Annotated in this window: 22 protein-coding genes, 2 tRNA genes and 1 riboswitch; of the genes, 9 read left to right on the top strand and 15 right to left on the bottom strand. The window is 67.4% G+C overall.

The annotated features are described in order from the left end of the window. The first annotated feature begins 30 nt into the window (after nt 1-30). The 3 genes from pepN (at nt 31) to ACUWEX_RS06765 (ending at nt 4,227) form a co-directional block, all read left to right on the top strand. Complete coding sequence (gene pepN / locus ACUWEX_RS06775; protein ID WP_445997511.1) at nt 31-2,574, top strand: aminopeptidase N; 2,544 nt, start codon at nt 31-33, stop codon at nt 2,572-2,574. Between the two features lie 229 nt (nt 2,575-2,803). Further along, nucleotides 2,804-3,838, top strand: a complete 1,035-nt coding sequence (locus tag ACUWEX_RS06770) for a mechanosensitive ion channel family protein (protein WP_079727401.1) — start codon at nt 2,804-2,806, stop codon at nt 3,836-3,838. Next, nucleotides 3,835-4,227, top strand: a complete 393-nt coding sequence (locus ACUWEX_RS06765) for a globin (RefSeq protein ID WP_407668733.1) — start codon at nt 3,835-3,837, stop codon at nt 4,225-4,227. Before ACUWEX_RS06770 ends, ACUWEX_RS06765 begins: the two co-directional genes overlap by 4 nt. Nucleotides 4,228-4,286: 59 nt before the next feature. Here the strand turns inward: ACUWEX_RS06765 and ACUWEX_RS06760 are convergent, their stop codons facing one another. Then, a complete protein-coding gene (locus ACUWEX_RS06760; RefSeq protein WP_445997510.1) occupies nt 4,287-4,925 on the bottom strand; it encodes a hypothetical protein in 639 nt (212 codons plus the stop codon). Nucleotides 4,926-5,003: 78 nt separating this feature from the next. Between ACUWEX_RS06760 and ACUWEX_RS06755 the strand changes: the two genes are divergently transcribed. Beyond that, nucleotides 5,004-5,891, top strand: a complete 888-nt coding sequence (locus ACUWEX_RS06755) for an acyl-CoA thioesterase (protein WP_445997509.1) — start codon at nt 5,004-5,006, stop codon at nt 5,889-5,891. Here the strand turns inward: ACUWEX_RS06755 and ACUWEX_RS06750 are convergent. From ACUWEX_RS06750 to msrA, 5 genes are all read right to left on the bottom strand, one after another. Further along, nucleotides 5,878-6,345: an acyl-CoA thioesterase gene (locus ACUWEX_RS06750; RefSeq protein WP_445997508.1), complete on the bottom strand. Its 468-nt coding sequence runs from the start codon at nt 6,343-6,345 to the stop codon at nt 5,878-5,880. The genes ACUWEX_RS06755 and ACUWEX_RS06750 overlap by 14 nt on opposite strands. Continuing rightward, the gene (gene ettA, locus ACUWEX_RS06745; RefSeq protein ID WP_077053377.1) at nt 6,345-8,027 is read right to left on the bottom strand and encodes an energy-dependent translational throttle protein EttA; all 1,683 of its coding nucleotides are present in this window, start codon (nt 8,025-8,027) and stop codon (nt 6,345-6,347) included. The genes ACUWEX_RS06750 and ettA overlap by 1 nt, the downstream gene beginning before the upstream one ends. Nucleotides 8,028-8,032: 5 nt before the next feature. Continuing rightward, nucleotides 8,033-8,530, bottom strand: a complete 498-nt coding sequence (locus ACUWEX_RS06740; protein WP_445997507.1) for a DUF6993 domain-containing protein — start codon at nt 8,528-8,530, stop codon at nt 8,033-8,035. 188 nt (nt 8,531-8,718) lie between these two features. After that, entirely contained in the window at nt 8,719-9,192 is a 474-nt protein-coding gene (gene ssb, locus ACUWEX_RS06735; RefSeq protein ID WP_445997506.1) for a single-stranded DNA-binding protein, read from the bottom strand. 200 nt (nt 9,193-9,392) lie between these two features. Continuing rightward, complete coding sequence (msrA, locus tag ACUWEX_RS06730; RefSeq protein WP_079727395.1) at nt 9,393-9,914, bottom strand: peptide-methionine (S)-S-oxide reductase MsrA; 522 nt, start codon at nt 9,912-9,914, stop codon at nt 9,393-9,395. A gap of 126 nt (nt 9,915-10,040) precedes the next feature. Between msrA and ACUWEX_RS06725 the strand changes: the two genes are divergently transcribed. The 3 genes from ACUWEX_RS06725 (at nt 10,041) to ACUWEX_RS06715 (ending at nt 12,755) form a co-directional block, all read left to right on the top strand. Continuing rightward, nucleotides 10,041-11,045: an aldo/keto reductase gene (locus tag ACUWEX_RS06725; protein ID WP_079727394.1), complete on the top strand. Its 1,005-nt coding sequence runs from the start codon at nt 10,041-10,043 to the stop codon at nt 11,043-11,045. Between the two features lie 216 nt (nt 11,046-11,261). After that, on the top strand, nt 11,262-11,633 hold the full coding sequence (locus ACUWEX_RS06720; protein ID WP_445997505.1) for a hypothetical protein: 372 nt from the start codon (nt 11,262-11,264) through the stop codon (nt 11,631-11,633). 120 nt (nt 11,634-11,753) lie between these two features. Beyond that, nucleotides 11,754-12,755, top strand: a complete 1,002-nt coding sequence (locus ACUWEX_RS06715) for a hypothetical protein (RefSeq protein WP_445997504.1) — start codon at nt 11,754-11,756, stop codon at nt 12,753-12,755. A gap of 106 nt (nt 12,756-12,861) precedes the next feature. On the opposite strand, the gene nadE is transcribed toward ACUWEX_RS06715, so the two are convergent. The 5 genes from nadE to orn form a co-directional block, all read right to left on the bottom strand. Next, a complete protein-coding gene (gene nadE, locus ACUWEX_RS06710) occupies nt 12,862-13,683 on the bottom strand; it encodes an ammonia-dependent NAD(+) synthetase (RefSeq protein ID WP_445997503.1) in 822 nt (273 codons plus the stop codon). A 57-nt stretch (nt 13,684-13,740) separates the two neighbouring features. Further along, nucleotides 13,741-14,994, bottom strand: coding sequence for a D-alanyl-D-alanine carboxypeptidase family protein (locus ACUWEX_RS06705; protein ID WP_445997502.1), 1,254 nt, complete (start codon nt 14,992-14,994; stop codon nt 13,741-13,743). Between the two features lie 35 nt (nt 14,995-15,029). Continuing rightward, entirely contained in the window at nt 15,030-15,404 is a 375-nt protein-coding gene (locus ACUWEX_RS06700) for a metallopeptidase family protein (RefSeq protein WP_079727389.1), read from the bottom strand. Nucleotides 15,405-15,505: 101 nt separating this feature from the next. Next, nucleotides 15,506-15,581 (bottom strand) — tRNA-His (locus tag ACUWEX_RS06695). A 49-nt stretch (nt 15,582-15,630) separates the two neighbouring features. Beyond that, nucleotides 15,631-16,251, bottom strand: coding sequence for an oligoribonuclease (gene orn, locus ACUWEX_RS06690; RefSeq protein WP_079727388.1), 621 nt, complete (start codon nt 16,249-16,251; stop codon nt 15,631-15,633). A gap of 41 nt (nt 16,252-16,292) precedes the next feature. On the opposite strand from orn, the gene ACUWEX_RS06685 reads away from it, so the two are divergent. Next, a complete protein-coding gene (locus ACUWEX_RS06685; protein WP_445997501.1) occupies nt 16,293-16,511 on the top strand; it encodes an SCO4848 family membrane protein in 219 nt (72 codons plus the stop codon). Between the two features lie 41 nt (nt 16,512-16,552). After that, nucleotides 16,553-16,628, top strand: a tRNA-Arg gene (locus ACUWEX_RS06680). Between the two features lie 106 nt (nt 16,629-16,734). Here ACUWEX_RS06680 and ACUWEX_RS06675 read toward each other — a convergent pair. The 4 genes from ACUWEX_RS06675 to ACUWEX_RS06660 are packed head-to-tail and all read right to left on the bottom strand — an operon-like array spanning nt 16,735 to nt 20,312. Continuing rightward, nucleotides 16,735-17,280, bottom strand: a complete 546-nt coding sequence (locus ACUWEX_RS06675; RefSeq protein ID WP_445997500.1) for an AAA family ATPase — start codon at nt 17,278-17,280, stop codon at nt 16,735-16,737. Then, on the bottom strand, nt 17,277-18,080 hold the full coding sequence (locus tag ACUWEX_RS06670) for an energy-coupling factor transporter transmembrane component T family protein (protein WP_079727385.1): 804 nt from the start codon (nt 18,078-18,080) through the stop codon (nt 17,277-17,279). Before ACUWEX_RS06670 ends, ACUWEX_RS06675 begins: the two co-directional genes overlap by 4 nt. Then, nucleotides 18,077-19,669 (bottom strand): ABC transporter ATP-binding protein, encoded by a 1,593-nt coding sequence (locus ACUWEX_RS06665; RefSeq protein ID WP_445997615.1) that lies wholly within the window; start codon nt 19,667-19,669, stop codon nt 18,077-18,079. Before ACUWEX_RS06665 ends, ACUWEX_RS06670 begins: the two co-directional genes overlap by 4 nt. Before the next feature lie 10 nt (nt 19,670-19,679). Next, nucleotides 19,680-20,312, bottom strand: a complete 633-nt coding sequence (locus tag ACUWEX_RS06660) for an ECF transporter S component (RefSeq protein WP_445997499.1) — start codon at nt 20,310-20,312, stop codon at nt 19,680-19,682. Between the two features lie 37 nt (nt 20,313-20,349). Beyond that, a riboswitch (TPP riboswitch) is annotated at nt 20,350-20,459 on the bottom strand. Nucleotides 20,460-20,477 lie beyond the last annotated feature (18 nt).

Here is a 20,477-nt window from a genome sequence, read left to right as displayed (position 1 = left end):
ACACAATCCGCGAAAATGCTAGGAGCACACGTGCCAGGAGAAAACCTCACTCGCCTCGAGGCTGAGGAACGTCAATCGATCGTCCAGACCCACGCTTACGAGGTGTCGCTCGATCTCACTCAGGGGCCGGAAACCTTCCGGAGCACCACGACGGTGCACTTCGACGCGAAGCCGGGCTCCTCCACCTTCATCGACGCGATCACGAAGACCGTGCACTCCGTCACCCTCAACGGCCAGAGCCTCGACCCCGCCCAGGTGTCCGACGGCGTGCGCATCCAGCTCGACGACCTCGCCGAGAAGAACGTGCTGGTCGTCGACGCCGACGCCCTCTACACGAACTCGGGCGAGGGCCTGCACCGCTTCGTCGACCCCGTCGATGACGAGGTCTACCTCTACAGCCAGTTCGAGGTGCCCGACTCGCGCCGCGTGTTCGCGGTCTTCGAGCAGCCCGACCTGAAGGCCACGTTCCAGTTCACGGTGACGGCGCCCGACTACTGGGAGGTCGTGTCGAACTCCCCCACGCCCGAGCCCACCCCGGCCGGCGACAGCAACTCCACCTGGGCGTTCGAGCCGACCCCCGTCATCTCGAGCTACATCACGGCCATCGTCGCGGGCCCCTATGTGGTCGAGCGCAGCGAGCTGACGAGCGCCTCGGGCCGCGTCATCCCCCTCGGTGTCTTCGCCCGGGCGTCGCTCGCGCAGTACCTCGATGCCGACTACATCTTCGAGAAGACGCGCGAAGGTTTCGCGTACTACGAAGAGAAGTTCGACTTCCCCTACCCGTTCGCGAAGTACGACCAGATGTTCGTGCCCGAGTTCAACGCGGGGGCCATGGAGAACGCCGGCGCCGTCACGTTCACCGAGACCTACGTGTTCCGCAGCAAGGTGACAGATGCGATCAAGGAACGCCGCGTCGTCACGATTCTGCACGAACTCGCCCACATGTGGTTCGGCGACCTCGTCACCATGAAGTGGTGGAACGACCTGTGGCTGAACGAGTCGTTCGCCGAGTGGGCGTCGACCATCGCGACGGCTGAGGCCACCGAGTGGACCGAGGCGTGGACCACGTTCCAGGCCATGGAGAAAAGCTGGGCCTACAAGCAGGATCAGCTGCCCTCGACGCACCCCGTCGTCGCCACCATCAACGACCTCGAAGACGTGCAGGTCAACTTCGACGGCATCACCTACGCCAAGGGCGGGTCGGTGCTGAAGCAGCTCGTCGCGTGGGTCGGCATCGACGCGTTCTTCGCCGGTGTCGCCGCGTACTTCAAGAAGCACCAGTTCGGCAACACGACGCTGGGCGACCTGCTGTCCGAGCTCGAGACCACGAGCGGCCGCGACCTCAGCGGCTGGTCGAAGCTGTGGCTCGAGACCGCGGGCGTCAACACGTTGCGTCCCGAGATCGAGACGGATGACGCGGGCACGATCACGTCGTTCCGCGTGCTTCAGTCGGCCGCCGCCGACTACCCCACCATCCGCCCGCACCGTCTCGCCATCGGTTTCTACAACCTGGTCGATGGCCAGCTCGTGCGCGAGCACCGCGTCGAGCTCGACGTCGACGGCGAATCGACCGACGTGCCCGAGCTCGTCGGCCAGACGCGCCCGGCGCTCGTACTCCTGAACGACGACGACCTGGCCTACGCGAAGATCCGACTCGACGAGGCATCGCTCGCCACGGCCATCGAGCACCTGTCGAAGATCGAGAACCCGCTCGCTCGGGCCCTCGTCTGGGGTGCCGCCTGGGATGCCACGCGCGACGCCGAGACGCCCGCGAGCGACTACGTGTCGCTCGTGCTCGGCAACATCGCCTCCGAGACCGAGTCGACGACCATCCGCACGACGCTCAACCAGCTGTTGCTGGCCGCGTCGAGCTATGTGGCGCCCGAGAAGCAGAAGGCTACTTCCGAGCGGGTCGGCGACGCCCTGTGGACCCTCGCGTCCGACGCCGAGGCCGGCAGCGACGCGCAGTTCCAGTTCGTGAAGTTCTTCGCGGCCATCGCGTCGACGCCCGCGCAGCTCGACAAGATCGAGGGCCTGCGCCGCGGCGACATCCGCCTCGACGGCCTGTCGGTCGACACCGACCTCGCCTGGGAGCTGCTCATCGCCCTCGTCGCGGGCGGCCGTGCCGGTACGACCGAGATCGATGCCGAGCTGCTCGTCGACAACACGGCCTCGGGCCAGCAGTCGGCGGCCCACGCACGTGCGGCCATCCCCACGGCCGAGGGCAAGGCTGCGGCCTGGTCCAGCGTGCTCGATTCGGATGACCTGCCGAACACGATCGTGCGCACGACGGGCCTCGGCTTCCAGCGCGCGGCCGACGACGCTCTCCTCGAGCCCTACATCGACCGCTACTTCGAGAGCCTGCAGGGCATCTGGAAGGACCGCACCTACAAGATCGCCGAATACGTGGCCGTGCTGTTCTACCCGGGCGGTCTCGCCTCCGACGAGCTGCGCCGCAAGACGGCGGCCTGGCTCGACGCCAACCCCGAGCCGGCGGCCCTCCGTCGACTCGTGGTGGAGAACCTGGCGGGCACCGAGCGTGCCCTGAAGGCTCAGGAGCGCGACGCGCAGTAACTCGGCTTCTCGCGGTATCGCGGCATCTCGCGGCAACGACACGTCTGCGCAGGCAGCACGTCGTTCGACAGGGCGTTGGTCATCATGACCGGCGCCCTGTCGCGGTTCGAGCGGCATTCGGCGCGGGGTGACGCGGGTTTGATGTCCACGGAGGACGCGAGACGCGTTCGGGGCGCTCAGTCATCCTCATTCAGTGGCTTCTCACGCCGCGCCCCGTAAACTCGTCCGAATGGACTGGAACGGTTTTTGGCAAGATTTCGACGGCTTCCTGCAAGGAACATTCCTGGGCTTGCTCATTCGCATCGCCCTGATCGTCGTCTTCGCCGTCGTCGTGACCTGGCTCATGCACTTCGTCATTCGTCGCGTCGTCAATCAGATCGTGACGGGCGTGAAGAAGGCCCAGAACGCTGACGACACACAGGCACTCGCTGCATCCCCCCTGGCGGCCGTGCGCGTCGTGCAACGAACGCGCACCCTCGGCTCGGTGCTGACCAATATCGTCAATGTGACCGTCGTCGTAATCACGATCATCGCGATCGTCAACAACATCGACCAATCGCTCATCGGCTCGCTCGCACTGCTGTCGGCCGCGATCGGTGCCGGTCTCGGTTTCGGCGCGCAGAACATCGTCAAAGACGTGCTGAACGGTCTCTTCATGGTCATCGAGGACCAGTTGGGCGTCGGTGACGTCGTGGATGTCGGGCCCGCCACGGGTGTCGTCGAGAAGGTCGGTGTGCGCATCACCCAGATCCGCGACGTCAACGGCACGCTGTGGTTCGTGCGCAACGGCGAGATCCTGCGCGTCGGCAATATGTCCCAGGGCTGGGCGCGCGTCATCGTCGACCTCGCCATCCCCTACGACACCGACATCGACGAGATGCAGGACAAGCTGCTCGAGACCGCGACGACGCTCGCGAAGGAGCCCAAGTGGCGGCCGCGCGTTCTCGAACGCCCGGAACTCTGGGGCCTCGAGTCGATCTCAGAGGACGCCCTCGTCATCCGCCTCGTCATGAAGACGCGCACCTCGGCGAAGGACGACGTGGCCCGTGAGCTGCGCCTGCGCCTGAAGAAAACCGTCGACGGAATGGGCGTCAAGCTGCCCGCGTTGAATACCCTTGTGTTGACCGGTTTCGACGGCGCCGCGAGTGTCGGTGGGGCCAAGCCTCCCCGCACCAAACCCGTCGAGGTCGTCAACCAGGCGCCCCGGCGCGGCAAGATCAAGCGCCAGCCGAAGCCTCCCATCGATCCGAAGGACACCCCGTGACGAACCTGCTGTCGAGCAACTTCTACGACGAGGTCGGCGGACGACCCGTCTTTCAGAAGCTCGTGCACGAGTTCTACCGGGGCGTCGCCGGCGATCCCGTGCTGAAGCCCATGTACCCCGAAGAGGACTTGGGCCCGGCCGAAGAGCGCCTGCTCCTGTTCCTCGAGCAATACTGGGGCGGCCCGGGCACCTACAGCGAACAGCGCGGCCACCCCCGCCTCCGCATGCGGCACATGCCTTTCAAGGTCAATCCGGATGCGCGCGACCGCTGGCTCTTGCACATGCGGGCAGCGCTCGACACCCTCGAGCTGTCGCCCATGCACGAGGCCGCCCTCTGGGACTATCTGGAGCGCGCCGCCCACGCCATGGTCAATACGTTCGACGAGTAGCGGCCTGAGCCGCACGCCCACAGGCGATGGGGCCTCAGCGCCGATCGCCGACTCGGCGCCTAAAGCTTGACGAGTAGATGCCCGCGCTGCGAGCTCAACCGCAGCCAGTTTGCGGTGCGGTAGAGCGGAATCTCTTCGGGCTGCCCCAAGAATCCGAGGCCGACCGCGCCGAACGCGGCCCCGCCCGGCAGGGGGCTCTCCCCCACGGGTCTCGACCACACGGCCGAGCGCACGTTGTGCACGATGTGGTCCCCCGCGTTGGTGGGCAAGGCCTCGGCAATCTCGGCAGCCCCCTCGCGGGCGATGTGTTCGAGCAGCACCGAGTCGATCAGCGCGATCTTCTCCCAGCCATCCCGCGGTGCTGACACGCCCGACCACGGCGCCTGCTCGTCTTTCTCGGTGAGACGGATGTCGGTGCGCTCGCCCCCGTCGAGTGCGGCGATACGCTCCACCATGCTCTGCGGCGTCACGGTGCGGTCGAAGACGTCGATGGGGGCGGCGCGGAATGTGCGGAGCCCCAGGATGGTCGGGCTCTGGTCGAGCAGCCCTCGGCGGTATAGCACGGGCGCGTAGGCGGCGAGGGTGCCACCGCCGGCGATGAGGCGCACGGCTTTGTCGTCGATGCGGGCGGCGCGTTGCAGGTAGACGCGGAGGTCGGCCAGGGTGCGGGTGTCGTCGAGGTGGAGGGTGTCTGTCATGTCCCCTCTAAACTACCTAACGGGCCGGTGCGTCACTGCCGACGGCCGCCCGGCAGTGTTGTGGTGTGAGGAGTATGTATGCCGAATCCGTTGGAGTCTCTGCTCGAGGCGTTGACCCTGTCCGACACGGGCGCCCGAACGAGCGAGGACATCTTCACGGGCCCGTCGCAGTGGATGCCCATGGGCCGCGTCTTCGGTGGTCAGGTGCTGGCTCAGTCGCTTATGGCGGCCATGCGCACGGTTGCTCCCGACCGCATCGTGCACTCGATGCACGGCTACTTCCTGCGCCCGGGTGATGTGAACCTGCCGATCACGTTTTCGGTCGACCGCATCCACGATGGGCGTTCGTTCGGCACCCGTCGCACGCAGGCTTACCAGAACGGCCAGCCGATCCTGTCGATGATCGCGTCGTTCCAGGACGGCGGGCCGGGCCTCGAACATCAGGTCGAGATGCCGTCCGACCTCCCCGATCCCGAGTCGCTACCGTCTGCGGCCGAGCTGCTGGCGTCGGTCAAGCATCCGGTGGCTCGCTCGTGGGCGTCGGAGCGCCCGTTCGATATGCGGCACATCCCGTCGCCCATCTATCTCGGCGTCGAGGGCGAGCACGTCGCGCACCAGGCCGTGTGGTTGAAGGCGATCGGGCAGCTGCCCGACGACGAGAACTTGCACCGGGCGGCGTTGGCCTATGCGAGCGACTATTCGATTCTCGAGCCGATTCTGCGGCGCCACGGTGTTCCGTGGGCGACGCCGGGCATCAAGGTGGCGTCGCTCGACCACGCCATGTGGTGGCACCGCTTCAGCCGCGTGGATGAATGGCTGCTCTACGTTCAGGAGTCGCCGAGCGCCTCGGGCGGCCGCGGTCTCTCGCAGGGCCGCATCTTCAACCGCGACGGCATGCTGGTTGCTTCGGTGGCCCAGGAGGGCATGGTCCGCGTTCCGGACCCCTCGAGGGCTAGCCGCGGCTGAAGATGATCGCTTCGCCGAGGTAGGGCTCCCAGACCTGGCGTTCGGCGGGCGTGATGCGCCGTGGCTTGCCGGTTTCGGCGGACGCCATGACGACGGCCGTGCGCGCCCGGGCGACGAGCACGGGGCCGCCTGATGCGGGCGAGTAGACCTCGTAGCAGACTTCCATGCTGGCGCCGCCGATCTTGGACAGCCACATTTGCACGTCGAGCGGGTCGCGCTGGTAGGGCACCGGCGCGAGGTATTCGATCTCGTGGTGCGCGACGAGCGTGAGCGTGTCGGTGTCGAGACCCGCGTCGATCACCGCTGTCGATGGGATGTCTTCGACGGCGCTTTCGGCCTGCCAGAACGCGCGTACGCGCGCTTCTTCCAGCAGTTTCAGCATCGACACGTTGTTCACGTGGTTGAAGGCGTCGAGGTCACCCCACCGCAGCGGGATCGGCACGTGCAGGCGCATTAGTCTCTCGTGAGCTTGCGGTAGGCGCTGCGGTGAGGCTTGGCGGCGTCGGGGCCGAGGCGCTCGATCTTGTTCTCCTCGTAGGCCTGGAAGTTGCCTTCGTACCAGTACCAGTTGGCCGGGTTCTCGTCGGTGCCTTCGTAGGAGAGGATGTGCGTCGCGATGCGGTCGAGGAACCACCGGTCGTGCGTGATGACCACGGCGCAACCGGGGAATTCGAGCAACGCGTTCTCGAGGCTGCCGAGCGTTTCGACGTCGAGGTCGTTGGTCGGTTCGTCGAGGAGCAGCAGGTTGCCGCCCTGTTTGAGCGTGAGCGCGAGGTTGAGGCGGTTGCGCTCTCCACCCGAGAGGATGCCGGCCCGCTTCTGCTGGTCGGGGCCCTTGAAGCCGAACGTGGAGACGTAGGCCCGCGACGGGATCTCGGTGTTGCCGACCTGGATGTAGTCCTGGCCGTCGGAGACGACCTCCCACAGGGTCTTGTTGGGGTCGATGCCGCCACGCGTCTGGTCGACGTAGCTGATCTTGACGGTCTCACCGATCTTCAGCTCACCGCCGTCGAGGGGCTCGAGCCCGACGATGCTCTTGAAGAGCGTCGTCTTTCCGACACCGTTGGGGCCGATGACGCCCACGATGCCGTTGCGCGGCAGGGTGAAGGACAGGCCGTCGATGAGCTTGCGACCGTCGAAGCCCTTTTCGAGCTTCTTGGCATCGATGACCTGTGAGCCCAGACGCGGACCGGCCGGGATCGTGATCTCTTCGAAGTCGAGCTTGCGCGTGCGCTCGGCCTCGGCTGCCATCTCTTCGTAGCGGGCGAGACGGGCCTTCGACTTGGCCTGACGGCCCTTGGCGTTGCTGCGCACCCACTCGAGTTCTTCGGTGAGTCGTTTGGCGAGCTTCTGGTCTTTCTTGCCCTGCACCTGGAGACGCTCTTGCTTCTTCTCGAGGTAGGTGGAGTAGTTGCCCTCGTAGGGGTAGAGGTGACCGCGGTCGACTTCGGCGATCCACTCGGCGACGTGGTCGAGGAAGTACCGGTCGTGCGTGACGGCGAGCACGGCGCCGGGGTACTTGGCGAGGTGCTGCTCGAGCCACAGGACGCTTTCGGCGTCGAGGTGGTTCGTCGGTTCGTCGAGGAGCAGCAGGTCGGGCTTCTGCAGCAGGAGCTTGCAGAGAGCGACGCGGCGCTTCTCACCACCGGAGAGGTTGGCGATGGAGGCATCAGCCGGCGGGCAGCGGAGGGCGTCCATGGCCTGTTCGAGCTGCGAGTCGAGGTCCCACGCGTCGGCCGCGTCGATCTCTTCCTGCAGTCCACCCATTTCGCCGAGCAGCGCGTCGAAGTCGGCGTCGGGCTCGGCCATGGCGAGGGAGATGGCGTTGAAGCGGTCGACCTTGTCCTTGATCGGACCGACACCCTCTTGCACGTTCTCGAGAACGGTCTTCGACTCGTCGAGCTCGGGCTCCTGCATGAGGATGCCCACGCTGTAACCGGGGGTGAGCTTCGCTTCGCCGTTGCTGGGGGTGTCGAGCCCGGCCATGATCTTGAGGATCGTGGACTTACCGGCACCGTTCGGGCCGACGACACCGATTTTGGCTCCCGGAAGGAATGCCATCGTGACGTCGTCGAGGATGAGTTTGTCGCCTACCGCCTTGCGGGCGCGGACCATGGAGTAAATGTATTCGGCCATATCGTTTACCAGTCTATGGCGCGCGTGTTGCCCACGAGACATTTGCCCGTGCCGAGCGCAGTCGCGACCGTGGAGTGGTAGCCGCCGACGCTCGGACCGTTCTGCCCGATGAGGCAGTTGTCCCCCATCTTCACGGAGAACTGGATCGAGTCGGCCTTGTTGCCGATGGTGGTCGTATCGTTGGTGACTTCCATGGCCGCCTTGTCGAAACCGGCCGTCACGAGTCCATCGATGAACGCGCGCCCGTCGGCCTCGGCGTTGGCGCCCAGGGTCTGCGTGTTGACCTGGTTGAAGTAGTCGAGGTTGCCCTCGGCTCCCGCCTCGGGCTGGTACGTGAGCGGCGCCGCGGGGGTCTCGGAGCTCGCGGATGCGGACGGGGTCGGCGTGGCCGTGGGCTCGACGGGCGCCGTGCACCCCGCCACGAAGACCGCGACGGCCAGCGCTCCGCCTGCCAGCAGCGTCGACGCGGTCGACCGCCGCACTCTCTCCGAAACTTTGTTCACAGCGCACTACCCTTCGATGACCGTCTGCCCCGCCGCCTGCCCCACCGTGTGCCCCACGATGACGTCCAGCCGGAGATGTCGTCTGGCGAAAGTCTAGGGCGAGGGGGTAGCGGCGTTCCTCCGAAACCGCCGAGCGCGCGGCTCCCACGGTGGGACCGTCAGGGAGCCGGAGCAGGGCACACACGCGTTCAGGCCGCGGACGCCGAGGCCACCGCATCCGCCATGTGTTCGGCCGGCGCCGCGACGTGCCACTCGGCCTGCGGGATGCCGAGATCGGGCGTCGGCCGCGCGGCGTCGGGTCGCGGGCCGAGACTCTTAGTGAAGATCGTGCGCCCCCAGAGCAGGTCGTGCCCGACGGCCTCGGCGTCGACCTCGACGGCGAGACCCGATTTCTCGCCGGTCTGCCACTGCCGCACCTTCAGCCGACCCGTCACGATGACGCGATCGCCCTTCGTCAGCGATTCGGCGAGGTTTTCGGCGAGTTGCCGATAGGCGGACACGGTGTACCAATTCGTCTCGCCGTCGACCCAGGCGGCCGCCGCCCGGTCGTAACGCCGCTGCGTGGAGGCGAGCCGGAAGCTGGCGATGGCCAGCCCCTCGGTGGTGTGGAGGAAGCGCGGGATGGTGCCGACGATTCCGGTGGCCGTGATCATGTCGTTCATGGTGTGTCTCCCAGGTGGCGGGCCGGTGAGCGAGGTGCGCTCAGACATCCGATGTGCCCGTGGATCGAGTGTGCAGGGGGCGAGGAGGCCCGCGACGGGAGAACCAACAACTGTGGAGAAAAGGCGAACGCCCGGCTCTGTGGAGAACCGGGCGTTGCCGTGAGAGAGGCTCGTGAACCGAACCCCGCGCTGGTCGAAACCTAGAGCGCGTACTCCTGGAACTTCTTGCGCACCTTCAGAACCTTCGGGCGGGCGACGGCCATGCAATAGCCCTGACCCGGGTTCTTCGCGAAGAAGTCCTGGTGGTAGTCCTCGGCCGGGTACCACGTGCCGAGCGGAGAGATCTCGGTGACGAGGCCACCGTCCCACCAATCGGACGCGCGGTCGCGAGCGGCCTCGAAGACCTGCTTCTGCTCGTCGGAGGTGTAGAACATCGCCGAACGGTACTGGGTGCCGACGTCGGCGCCCTGACGGTTCAGCTGCGTGGGGTCGTGAAGCGTGAAGAACGCATCGAGGATGACCTCACCCGGGATGACGGTCTCGTCGAACGTGACCGCGACCGCTTCGGCGTGACCCGTGCGACCCGTACACACCAATTCGTAGTTCGGGTTGGCCGTGTCGCCGCCCGTGTAACCGGACTCGACCTCGTGGACACCCTTGAGGTTGCGGTAGACCGCGTCGAGACACCAGAAGCATCCGCCGGCCAAGACATAGGTCTGCATAGAGATCCCCTTTCATCGAGCGCGGCGGGGACCGCGCACCTTTCTCCACAACCTACCGTTGCCGTGATTTGTTCCCTGTTATGGGTTGCGCCGCCGGCCGACTTCTGCACTCAGTAACATGAGCGCATGACCTTCCTCGCTGACGAGAACCGTTACGAATCCATGCACTATGCCCGCACCGGCCGGAGCGGCCTCATCCTCCCCCGGGTGTCGCTCGGCCTGTGGCACAACTTCGGAGACGAACGCTCCTACGACACCCAGCGCGCGATCGTGCGGCGCGCCTTCGACCTCGGCATCACCCACTTCGACCTGGCCAACAACTACGGTCCGCCTCCCGGCTCGGCCGAGATCAACTTCGGGCGCATCCTGAAAGACGATCTGCTGCCCTACCGCGACGAGATCATCGTGTCGTCGAAGGCCGGCTACGAGATGTGGGCGGGCCCTTACGGCGAGTGGGGTTCGCGCAAGACCATGCTGTCGTCGCTCGAGCAGAGCCTCGGCCGCCTCGGGCTTGACTACGTCGACATCTTCTACTCGCACCGTCCCGACCCCGACACACCGATCGAAGAGACCATGGGCGCGCTCGCAACGGCCGTGCACCAGGGCAAGGCGCTCTACGCGGGCATCTCGAACTACTCCCCCGAGCAGACCGTCAAGGCTGCCGCGGCGCTCGCCGAGCACAAGGTTCCCTTGCTCATCCACCAGCCGCGCTACTCGATGTTCGACCGTCACATCGAGGATGGCCTCTTCGAGGTGCTCGATCAGGTGGGCGCCGGTTCGATCGTCTTCTCGCCTCTGGCCCAGGGCCTTCTGACCGACCGTTACCTCGACGGCCAGGTTCCCGGCGACTCGCGAGCCGCGACGAGCCGCTTCCTCTCGGCCGAGAAGATCTCGGAGACCTACCTCGAGCGCGCGCGTGCGCTCAATGAGATCGCATCGGGTCGCGGGCAGACGCTTGCTCAGCTGGCGCTCCGTTGGGTGCTGCGTCAGCCGCAGGTCACCAGTGCGCTCATCGGTGCCAGCTCGGTGAAGCAGCTCGAGCAGAACGTCGCCGCTCTCGACGCGCCCGATCTGACCGCCGACGAGATCGCTGCCATCGAACCCCACGCGGTTCACGGCACGGGGCTCTAGGCGTCGATCACCTTTCCCGTCCCGCGCCTGGCGTGGATGTCGCGGCCGGTCCTGTTCTGGGGCCGGCCGCTTCGTCGTCCGAGTGTCGGCAGTCGTCCGAATGTCAGTGGTCGCCCGGGTTTCGGTGGCCGCCCGGGTTTCGGTGGTCGTCCGAATGTCAGTGGTCGCCCGTAACGTCGGTCTCATCAGCAGATCGATCGACGACGGGAGAACACGATGGCAACCACGCAGGCCGCACAGGCGGCTCGATCCGCCCACGCCACACGGGCGGGCCGAGTCGGCGCATCGAGCTCCTCGTCTGCCGTCCGTCACCCGGTCTCGAGCGATGCCTGGGCGCAGTCGATCGAGCGTGTTGCGCAGGGGCGTCGTCCGGCCGTTGTCAGCGGGCTCGATCTGAAGCCGGTCAACGCGTCCCTGTGGCGCGCGACGGCGCCCGATGGGCACGTCGTCGGGCACATCGAGCAGACGTTCTCGGCCGAGGGCGAGCGGTTCGTGGCCAAGCGCTATGCCCCGCATCGCTCGGCTTTCGTTCCCCTCGGCGAGTTCTGGCAGCTCGCCGATGCCGCCGAGTGCCTCCGCAATTCCTGAGCCATCCTCGGGTGAGCGGGCGCGACGCGTCACGGATGGCTGAGACCCGCCGTTACGGGGATCGGCGACACGGCGGCGCGCATCCCGGCTCGGGCCCGTCCGAGAAAGTAGTCTGCCGCCATGCAGTGGTGGAATGAATTCGTTGCCTGGCTGACCGCGTCAGAGACCAGGCCTGTCCTTTTCAGCGCGGCGGTCATCGCCGTCGCCATCATCGTCGCGGCGCTTCTCGCGTCCGGCATCACCAAGGCCGCCGTGCGACGCCTCGTCGCCCAGCGGGATCGCGAGATGAAAGCAGCGGCCATCGCGGCACTCGTCGACGCCTCCACCGAAGCCTCGGTGTGGTATTCGCTGACGCCCGGCGAGCAGGTTCTCGCCGACCGCGCCGTGGGTCAGGCCGACATCCACATCCGCCTCCTTCCGATCAAGGGTGCGCCGCTCGCCGCCAACTGGGCCGCTCACCAGCTCGCCGAGATGAAGCGCAACTCGTCGACCTTCGGCTATGAGCTCGAGCCCGTCGTCACCGAATTCCGCGACCGTCTCGTCGAATGGCAGAACAAGCCCGGCCGCGCCAAGAAGATCTTCGAGGCCGACCTCGAGCGCTGGCGTTTCGAGAACACCGAGAACGAGCGTGCGCTCATCTCCGAGCAGGACAAGTGGTCGGCCAAGCGTCACCGCGACGAGCACACCGATGACACCTCCGCCACGAAGGCGTCGACGAAGTCCTCGTCCACGGCCGACGATGTCGTGTACCGCGACGACGAGCGTGTCGTCGCCGTGCCCGCGGCGGCTTCGACGGCGGCCGTGTCGGCGCCCGAGTCCGACAACGATTCCACCAACACTCACGCATCCACGTCCCCGGCCGGTGACACGAGCACCCACCGTGAGACGACCGACTCCTCCGCAACACCGGCATCGACTGCGGCCGACACCACGGCCACCGAGTCATCCGCATCGGCCACGCCTGCATCCGCAACGGCGTTGCCCGCGACCCCCGCGGCAACCGATCTGCAGACGCAGAAGCTGATGGACGACGTTGCCGCTCTCGACGCGCAGCTCGCCGCCGTCCGCAAGGACGACGAGCACGACGGCCAGGTCGGCGACGCCGGCCAGCGCACCGCCTAGGCACGCGCCCACCGCCACACCAGACGCACGAAGAAGGCGCCCATCCCCACTCGGGACGGGCGCCTTCTTCTGTGTCTCGTTCGGTGTGTCTCGTTCGGTGCGACGCTCAGCGCCACCACTCATCGGCCGGCGACACGGGAACCGTGCGCTTGTGCCGCGTCGCCGCATAGCGGGCCTCGATGACCTCCGCCACGGCGGGCTCGACGTCGCGACCCTCGAGGAAGTCGTCCAGGTCGGCGTAGACCAACCCGAGGTTGTCCTCATCGGTCTGACCCGGGTTCTCGTCGAGCAGATCGGCCGTGGGTGCCTTCTCGTAGAGGCGAGCCGGAGCGCCCAAGTGTCGCAACACCGCCGCGCCCTGACGCTTCGTGAGACCGCTGAGGGGCAGGATGTCGGCTCCCCCGTCACCGAACTTCGTGAAGAAGCCCGTCACCGCCTCGGCGGCGTGATCCGTGCCGACCACCAGGTATCCGTACTGGCCCGCGAGAGCGTACTGAGCGATCATGCGCGAGCGCGCCTTCACGTTGCCCTTATTGAAATCCGTGATGTTCTCGCCGGTGGCGTCGCGGAACTCGTCCGCGAAACCCTCGACCGCGCGATGGATGTTGAAGACGACCTGACGGTCGGGCTGGATGAACGACAGCGCGAGCTGAGCATCCTCCTCGTCGGCCTGCACCTGATAGGGCAGGCGGACGGCGATGAACGACGCCTCCGCTCCGGCCTCGCGGCGACGTTCGACCGCGAGCTGGCAGAGACGCCCGGCGAGCGACGAATCTTGGCCGCCGCTGATGCCGAGCACCAACCCACCGGCCCCCGTCGTCTCGAGGTAGTCGGTCAGGAAGCGCACCCGGCGCTCGACCTCCGCGGCCGGATCGATCTCGGAGCGGACATCCAATTCGGCAATGATCTCAGCTTGACGTTCACGCATGCCACCAATCTACTCCGCGAGACGGCTGCGGAGACCCCGCACCAGGCGGAGCCTGCCTCACTTCCAGGAGGCGATCAGCTCCGAGATCACGGGCACGGGGTGCGACAGACGCCACAGCGGCCCGGGGTCGGGCAGCGACGCCTCGAGGAGCGCCGGAGCATCCCGTTCGGCGCCCGCAGCGGTCACGGTGGCCGTGCCGATGCGCTGACCCTTCGTCGCAATGCGCACCTCGTCGAGAGTGACGACGGGTTTCGCCGTGTCGGTCTTCCACACCATGCGCGGGGCGAGCCGCCCGGCCACGACCTCGGCCTCGCGACCCCACGCCGACGTCATCGATCCGAGAACGGTGCCCTCGGGCAGCGGTGGCGCGATCTGCACCCCGGCCTGCGCCGAGTCCATGAGAGCCCGCACACTCGCCTCGAGACTGTCGTAGTCGGGCTGTCCGACGAAGGCGCCGTAGAAGGTGAGGTTCTGACCCTCTTTGGAGACCGTGGCGGCGTAGAGGAAACTGACGCCTGCGGCATCCGTGTAACTGCGTGAGAGGCCCGTGACACCGAGGTCGGCGAGATAAGCGGTCGTGTTGTCGACGCCACGCCGCGACGCGAGTGCCGTGGACGGGTTCGAGAGGATCGCCGAGATGGCCTCACTGTCGTCGGCCAGCTGCGCGATGCGGGCGAGATCGGATGCCGTCGCCACCGACTGCTCGCTCAGCCCGGTCGCGTCGGCCAGCGTCGTGTTCTGCATGCCGTTCTCGCGCAGCCACGCGTTCGCCTGTGTGACGAACTCCTCGGTGCTGCCGAAGGCCCAGCGCGCTAACGAGTCGGCGTGGTTGTTCGACGAGCCGAGGAGGAGCGCCTGCAGCATCTCGAGCTGCGTCCAGTTCTCACCGAGGAAGACGGGAACCGTGCGCGCGCCGTTCTTGGCATAGTCGGTGTAGGAATCGAAGTCGGCGCGCCCGATCGGGAGCGTGGCGCCCTGCTCGCCGGCACCCAGCGGATGCTTGTCCAGGACGACGAGGGCCGTGATGACCTTGACGGTGCCGGCGGCCGGCAACGGGTCGGACGTGCCGGCGGTCGCGATGGGCTCGTCGACGTCGGCCAGGGTCACGGCCGAGGATCCCGTTTCGGGGAGGGCGACGGGAGTGCCGGCGACGTCGCTGGTCGCGGCGGCCGCGGGTGTGAACGTGGCGGCCGGCAGCGGACCGATGAGCGTGGCCGGGCCATAGAGGCCGACGGCCAGGATGACGAGGGTTCCGAGCGGGATTCCGATGATGCGGCCCCACCGCGCACGGGGTCGGTGAGAGGCACTCATGTGGTCAGAGTAACCGGATGATCGGGCGTCGGCGCTTAGCCCCACCCGAGTTCGTGCAACTTGTCGTCGTCGATGCCGTAGAAGTGGGCGATCTCGTGCACCAGGGTGACGTGGATCTGGTCGCGCAGCTCGTCGAGGTCGCGCGAGATCGCGAGCAGGGGTTCGCGGTAGAGGACGATGCGGTCGGGCATTTCGCCGAAGCCGTATTGGCCGCGCTCGGTGAGAGCGACGCCGTCATAGAGGCCAAGGAGGTCGAGCGAGCCGTCTTCGGGGCGGTCCTCGACGACGAACACGATGTTGTCGAGGCCGTCGACCATGTCGTCGGGCAGTTCGTCGAGTTCGTCGACGACGAGCTGTTCGAAAGGCTCGGCCGCGATGTCGAGGGGTTCGAAACCGGGGTGCGTCGACATGGGAGCCTCCGGTCACATGCGTGCGGATGGGGATCGATCACCCGGCCGAGACGCGAACGCGACCCGCCGGAACCAGATTGCCTCTGGCATCGAATTCAACTTGGGGTGAGTAACGGGGCTTGAACCCGCGACCTCCTGAACCACAATCAGGCGCTCTACCAACTGAGCTATACCCACCATGCGCGTCTCAATCCCTCTCGGGCTCGAACGCAACTAGAAAAGTGTATTACATATCCAGGGCGAACTTGTCCACACTCGCCTGCGCGGCGATTTTGGCCTCGTCGCTGGAGGGGCCGGGGTCAGCCACGAACACCGCGTGGCGGTAGTAGTCGAGCTCGCGAATGGACTCGAGGATGTCGGCCAGGGCGCGGTGGCCGCCATTCTTCGAGGGGGCGTTGAAGTACACGCGCGGGAACCAGCGCTTGGCCAGCTCTTTGATCGACGACACGTCGACGTTGCGGTAGTGCAGGTGCGCATCGACGCGCGGCATGAACTTGGCGAGGAACGCCCGGTCGGTGCCGATGCTATTGCCGGCCAGCGGAGCCTTCAGCTGATCGGGCACATGCTTGAGGATGTATTCGAGCGTCTCGTATTCGGCCTCGGCCAGGCTCACGCCGTTGGGGATCTCTTCGAGAAGGCCCGACGTCTGGTGCATATTCGTGACGAACTCGCCCATATTCGCCAGCGCCGAGGCATCTGGCTTGATGACGATGCTGATGCCCTCGTCGACAGGCTTGAGGTCGAAGTCGGTGATGACCACGGCGATCTCTACCAATTCGTCGACGGCGAGGTCGAGCCCGGTCATTTCACAATCGATCCACACGAGGCGGTCTGTAACGCTACCCATGCCTCGATCCTAGTGCGGGCGCCCGACATAGGATTGAGCGCGTGACCGTGACCCTCGCCATCCTGCTTCTCGTCAACGCCGTCTGGAACGCCATCGTGTGGCCCCAGTTCTATAAGCGCGTCAGCAAAGACGCGCGCGCTCGGGATGCTGCAGGCAAGCCCACGACGTTCCTCATCGTGCACGCCGTGTTGATCGGCATCTCGCTCGTCATCGCCCTCGTGTCGGCCATCTTCGGCGTGATCGGCCTCGTTCAGGCCTGAGAGGGCCCGGCGGCTGCGATATCCTGGTGGGGCAACCCTTCGCCTCCGTAGCTCAGGGGATAGAGCAGGAGCCTTCTAATCTCTTGGTCGCAGGTTCGAATCCTGCCGGGGGCACCATCTTTCAGCATGCGGATCGATCGCCGCGAGCTGTGACTCACGCGACCGACTCGGTGCGCGGGCGGCCGGTGTCATGCTGGCCTGCGTGGCCAATCGGTTCAGCGAATCAGTCGGTGCGGATGACGGCGTCGGCGCGGGCTCGATAGTCGGCTCGCGCGAGGTAATGACGCCACTGCGCGTCCCACATCTCCCAGTGGGCGTCGAAGGTGCCCGCATCCCGGGCGAGAGCGCGTCGCTTGCGCGTGTCGTCGGATGCCTCCACCCACACGAGCACGGTGGCGGGATCGCTTGTCCAGCCGCTGGCCGCGCCGCATCCCTCGACGAGGAGCGGATGTCCGGCGGGTATCTCGCGCCATCCCGACTGCCTGTCGGCGGCCCAGTCCCAGAGCGCGTGACCCGAAGGCTCGCCGCGACGCCACGGTGACAGCACGTCACGCGCGAGGATCGTCCTCGACTCGTCGAGGCCGACCCATCCCGGGTAGATCTCATCCATGCGAATGAGGATGGCACCGGTGTCGGAGAGCGACGCCTGCAGCTCGTCCGCGAGCGTCGATTTGCCCGAACCGCTGGGGCCGTCGATGAGGAGGACCCCGGGGCCCGGCGCCGCCCAGGCGCGACGCACGAGATCCGTGAGCGAAGCGAGGTCGGTCATGAGCCGCCCAGGATGAAGTTCCAGGTGCCCGCCGTGACGCTGACCACGACGGCCGCGGCGGCGATGCCGGTTCCGATCAGGATGAGTACGGCATCCGCTCGGTGGAAGCGGGAGGCGCGGGCCCACGTGCGCGGGAGGGAGGAGCCGAAGCCGCGGGCCTCCATGGCGGTGGCGAGCTTCGATCCGCGGCGGATGGCGAGCACGAGCAGCGCGATGCTCTGGCCCGCGAAACGGCGCAGGCGGCCGGAGTCTGCGACGCCGCGTGCCCGACGCGCGAGGGCCAGGGAACGCCAGTCGTCGATGAAGAGGCCGACCATGCGCAGGCCGGCGAGGGCCCCGAGGACGAAACGCGCCGGGAGCCTCACGATCTGGGCGAGTCCGTCGGCGAGGTCGGTGGGGTCGATCGTGACGAAGAGCACGACCGCGGGCAGGGCGATGGCCACGATACGCAGGGCCGTTGCCACACCGATCGCGATCGAGCCATCCGTGACGTGCAGGATGCCGAACTGAACGTAGGTGGCACCGGATGCTTGCCCGTAGAGCACCATGCTGAGCCCGGCGAGCGGCGCGGCCAGCCAGATGGGCAGCGTGCGGCGCCAGAACTGGCGCCAACCGAGGCCGGCCCAGCCGAGCAACGCGAGTTCGAGGAGGAGGGCGACCGTGGCCGAGAGCCAGTCGAGCGTGAGCACGAGGGCGAGGCTGAGCGGGATGGTCGCGGCGAGCTTGGCGACCGGGTTGACGCGGTAGATGACGGGGCCGGGTCGCGAGCGTTCGGCGGGTGCTGCTGACGGGGCGGTCATGCGATCACTCCCCCGAAGCGCTCGTCAGATCGGTCTGCTGCGGTCGCCGCCTGCAGCTCGAGGCGCCGGTCGGCCAGCACGCGCACGAAATCGGCGTCGTGGCTGACGGCGACGATCGAAGTGCCGTCGTCGCGGAGTTCGGCGAGCAGGGCCACGAGTTCGCGCCAGGTGCGGGCGTCCTGGCCGAACGTGGGTTCGTCGAGCACGAGCACGCGCGGCTCGGTGACGAGCGCCGTGGCCACCGAGAGGCGTCGTTTCTCGCCGCCCGACAGCGTGTAGGGGTTGGCCTCGGCGAGGTGGGCGAGTCGCAGGCGCTCGAGCACCTCGTCGACGCGGTCGAGGATGTCGGAGGGCAGCACCCGGCGCGAACGCCCGCCAGCCGCGGCACGCGGGCCCACCAGCAGGTCCTCGCGCACGGTCGGCTTGAGGATCTGGTGCTCGGGGTCTTGGAAAACCATGCCGATGCGGGTGAGGAGCTCTCGCGACCGCCAGCGGTGGGGTGAGGCATCCAGGCGGTTGTCGCCCCGGAGCAGGTCACTCGCCACGACCGAGCCGGACTGGGGAGCGAGCAGACCCGCCAGCGTGAGCGCGAGCGTGGATTTGCCGGCGCCGTTGGGGCCCTCGATGGCGAGGAGTTCGCGGTCGCGCAGCTCGAACGCGAGATCGGTCTGCACGGGATGCTGGCCGGGGCGCCCGACGGAGAGACCCGTGGCGCTGAGCAACACGCCGGCACCGGCACCAGCGGGAGGGGCTGTACCGATGGCGCCGCCAGAGGCAGAACTCGCACCCGCACCCGTTCCCGGCTGCGTGCGCCGCGCCGGCGCCTCGGGGCGCCACCCGGGCACCCATACACCCGCATCGCGCAGGCGTTCGGCGGTCGAGGCATCCCCCAACACCCGCTCGACCGAGCCATCAGCGCTGACGCCACCGTTCGGTTCGAGCACGACGACACGGTCGACGACCGAGGCCCACGTGTCGACCCGGTGCTCGATCACGACGAGCGTCGCACCCGTGCGTTCGAGCACACGCCCCACGGCATCCTGCACCTCGGCCACGCCCGCGGGATCGAGATTGGCCGTGGGCTCGTCGAGCAGCAACAAGCCCGGATGCATCGCCAGCACACCGGCCAGTGCGAGCCGCTGCTTCTGCCCACCCGACAACTGCGACGTGGGATAGTCGAGCGCCACGTGCAGGCCCACCGCATCGAGCGCCCAGGCCACCCGGCGCCAGATCTCGTCGCGATCGACGCCGAGGTTCTCGCAGCCGAACGCCACGTCGTCGCCCACGCGCGCCAGGATCACCTGCGAGTCGGGGTCTTGCAGCACGAGGCCCGCACGACCGCGGACGGCGGCGGGCAGCATCCCGTCGATGAGAAGAGAGCCCCGCGATTCGCCTTCGTCTGCGCTGTCGCCGAGAACGCCCGCCAGAGCCTGGATGAGCGTCGATTTGCCGGCGCCCGACGGCCCGAGGAGCAGCACGCGCTCCCCCGGGGCGATCGACAGGTCGAGCCCGTCGACCGCCCACGCGAGCCGACTGGCGTGCCGGAACGCCCAGCCGCGGGCCTCGACCCCGGCCGGGCGCGCCGACATCGCCTTGTCGTCAGACACGTCGAGCGGAGGCCCGTCCCGAGGCGAAGCGATCGAGCGCACCCGTGCGTGCGAGCCCCGTGGCCGCGAGCCACGGCAGCACGCCCGCGACAATGGCACCCCCGACGAGGGCCGAGATCGTGTAGACCGCGACGAAGCCGAATGCCGAGCCCGGGTACCAGAGCACCAGGTCGTTGATGGCCATGGCGAGACCGGCGCCCGCGCCCGCGAGCATGGCGACGGGCAGGTTCCAGACCCGGTAGAAGAACAGCAGGAAGATGATCTCGGCGCCGAGGCCCTGCACGATGCCGGCCTCGATGGTGAGGAATCCTCCCCATTGGGTGCCGACGAGGGCCGAGACGGCCGCCGCGACGGTCTCGACGAAGATGGCCGCGCCGGGCTTGCGGATGACGAGGGCGCCGAGCACTCCGGCGGCCACCCACAGGGTGGCGAGCGACGCCTGCAGGCCGGGGAGGAACTGGAACGGGGCGCTGATGGCGCTCCATCCGAGGCCCCAGGCCCAGAAGACGATGCCGGCGGCCACGCCGAGCACGCTGGCCACGACGATGTCGACGACCCGCCAACGGAACCGGCTGGGGGCGGCCGGGGCCTGCGGTTGGGTGAGTGTTTCGGTGCGCGTTGACACGATTCGTGCCCCTTCTATTCGGTGAATGAGGGCACGGGTAAGGAGATGAATGCCTCCCTGCGCTGGCATGATCCAGATCAGGTTCGACGGTCGAAGGTTGAGAACCTTCCTCTCAGCCCGGCTCACCGGACTCCCGTGTTGACAAAATTATAGCCCCGCGGCGAG

The sequence above is a fragment of the Okibacterium fritillariae genome, from assembly GCF_052783725.1.
The sequence above is the reverse complement of the archived record's forward strand: the minus strand, read 5'-3'. Positions and strand labels throughout refer to the sequence as shown.